At 41.5% G+C, this 2,726-nt stretch carries 3 protein-coding genes; 2 read left to right on the forward strand and 1 reads right to left on the reverse strand.

The window, feature by feature from the left end; translation table 11 throughout:
• Window positions 1-270: 270 nt before the first annotated feature.
• Complete coding sequence (locus tag WBV75_RS07700; protein ID WP_424120050.1) at window positions 271-966, reverse strand: DUF6090 family protein; 696 nt, start codon at window positions 964-966, stop codon at window positions 271-273.
• A 227-nt stretch (window positions 967-1,193) separates the two neighbouring features.
• Here WBV75_RS07700 and WBV75_RS07705 point away from each other — a divergent pair, with 227 nt between their 5' ends.
• Window positions 1,194-1,481 (forward strand): helix-turn-helix domain-containing protein, encoded by a 288-nt coding sequence (locus WBV75_RS07705; RefSeq protein ID WP_424120051.1) that lies wholly within the window; start codon window positions 1,194-1,196, stop codon window positions 1,479-1,481.
• A 3-nt stretch (window positions 1,482-1,484) separates the two neighbouring features.
• Window positions 1,485-2,726 (forward strand): type II toxin-antitoxin system HipA family toxin (locus WBV75_RS07710; protein ID WP_424120052.1); only part of this gene is annotated, 1,242 nt, incomplete at its 3' end.

Here is a 2,726-nt window from a genome sequence, read left to right on the forward strand (position 1 = left end):
GGTGAATATCATGTCGCCAATCGATAACCTTTTGTTCCATCTGGTCTGCTTTTTTGGAGACTACTTCACTGTAATCTTTGTTTTGGGCGGTGGTGAAGGTTGAACAGAGTAGTAAGAGGAATAGGGATAGGGTTTTTAGGAGGGGTTTTGGGTTGGGTTGGTTGGTGTTGGGTTTCATTTATTTGGTGTGTTTTATCATGGGTTAGTGATGAGGTGCAAGGGCTCGTATAAACGGCGTTTTATTGCTTTATGTACCTTATTAGCCTTTCGTTATTTCATTTCCATTATAGAATCGTCCGGTAAGAGCTCTATTAATTTAATTGCGGAATCCAGGGCGGCCTCCAATGCATTTACGGTATTTCTTAAGTTGATGCTGTTTCTTTTGGTTGCGGTCAACAATTCCCTGTCGTTTACAATTTGATCATAGTCATGGGGAACTGCATATTCCCCAAATTCCCATTCTTTAAAGTGTATTCTTACGTAGGGCAGCCAGTAGTTTTCAAACTCCATCTTATCATCAGCGAATTCGAGATGGACCCTGGGAATATCATTTTCGTAATACCGGGTGAGGGAAATACGAAGTTCTTTGTTTTTAAGTGAGGTAAGATTAATCTCTTTGAGGAGATTATAACCTTTTGAAACGGAAAAGAAATAGTGAGACAAGTAAATGTGTCCCAAATCAGAACGCATTTTTTCATTAAAACCAGTCTTATTTTCCAAAGCTTTAATGACTCTATTTTGTGCTTCCAAATCTTTGGAATGTACTTCCAAACTCAATTTTAATTCTGCTTTATCATGAATTAAATCTTCTTTAATCTCGATTAAAACTTTGTGAATCGCCTTTTCTTCCTGCATATTTTCATTCCAGTTGCTCACCTGCAGGGCTATTAGAATGCCGATAACAACGAGTAATATCTCCCCTATGGCATAGAGCAGGTATTTGCTGAACTTATTGTCGGGTAGCATACGTTGGCGGATTTTCCGGAAGAAGCGGAGCATGGGTTGGTTGGTTGGAGTGTCAAAGTACGAAAAAGTAGGTAATGGGTTGAGAAGGGGTTAGTGGCCCTGGGGTGTTGAGGTTTTGTTGTTCAAAGAGGGTCGGCATTCGCATCGGCTCTTCTTTATTATTCAAAACTCAAAAATGTCGCTTATTTACAACATAAATACTATATTTGTCGTTAATAAGCGACAATATGAACTCAAAGAAAGCTATAATACTTCCCAAATATCAAAAGATATTTGATGGTATCGGTGAAAATATCAAACTCGCACGTAAGCGCAGGAAGCTGACCGCAGAACAGGTTTCGGAACGTGCAGGCATACACCGTGCAACGCTGCACCGAATTGAAAAGGGTGACCCAGCTGTGGCCATAGGTATCTATTTCAATGTACTCAAAGTGTTGAATCTTGAAAACGATTTTTCGAAAATTGCCCAGGATGATGAATTTGGTCGCAAACTTCAAGACTTGGATTTACTATAAGATATGGCTCAAGGGAAATTTGATATTTATGTGTATGCGGACTGGGCTGGTCTAAATGGCCCTATTCAGATGGGTGTTCTTTCAGCACATTTCGCGAAAGGAAAAAAGGCGTTCAGTTTTGAGTACAATAAGGATTGGTTGAATAAAGGCCTTTATCAAAATCTTGACCCAGATATTGCGTTCTATTCAGGGCCTCAATATCCGACTGACAAAGAAAACTTCGGGATATTCCTGGACAGTATGCCCGACACTTGGGGAAAGACCCTGATGAAACGCCGAGAAGCGCAAGACGCCAGGGAACGTGGTGAGAAGGCGAAAACGCTTAATGAAATAGACTATTTGCTCGGGGTCTATGATGAGAGTCGAATGGGTGCACTTCGCTTTAAGACAGAACTGGACGGCCCATTCATGGATGATGATGACCAAAACCCTACGCCACCCTGGTCGTCCCTTGGTGATTTGCAAAAAGCCGTTGAACAGCTTGAAAGCGATACCCAAAATGAAGAAACAAAGCAATGGTTAGCGGTTCTGATAGCACCAGGTTCATCCTTGGGTGGTGCGCGACCAAAAGCAAATATCCTGGGGAAAGAAAAAAGCCTATGGATTGCGAAGTTCCCTTCAAAAACGGATACCGTGGACAAGGCGGCTTGGGAATATCTTGCCTATAAATTGGCCATTGCCAGTGGCATAGAAATGGCAGAATCAAAAATACAAAAGATTTCAGGCTCTTATCACACCTTCCTCACCAAACGTTTTGACCGTGAGGACGGTGGGCGAATCCATTTTGCTTCGGCAATGACAATGACCGGAAACAATGAGGAAACACTTAAAAACCAAACGGCAAGTTATCTTGATATTGTTGATTTCATCGAGAATTATGGAACCAATGTTAAGGCCAATTTGCACCAACTATGGCGTAGAATAGTCTTCAATATTACCATATCTAATACGGACGACCATCTGCGTAACCACGGATTTATCCTCAATGAAAAAGGGTGGGAACTATCGCCAGCTTACGACTTAAATCCTTCTATTGAAAAGGACGGACTGGCACTCAATATCGATATGGATGACAATGCCCTGGATTTTGGACTGGCGAAGAGCGTTGGGGAATTTTTCCGCTTAAGTGGAGATGAAATGGATGCCATCATCAATGAGGTTTTAACGGTAGTTCGGGATTGGAAAACTTTGGCTAAGGGAATAGGGATTTCCAATAAGGAAATTTCGTTAATGGAATCAGCTTTT

Origin of the sequence: Robiginitalea sp. (assembly GCF_049588695.1) — a bacterium.
In the GTDB taxonomy this organism is placed as follows: Bacteria; Bacteroidota; Bacteroidia; order Flavobacteriales; family Flavobacteriaceae; genus Robiginitalea.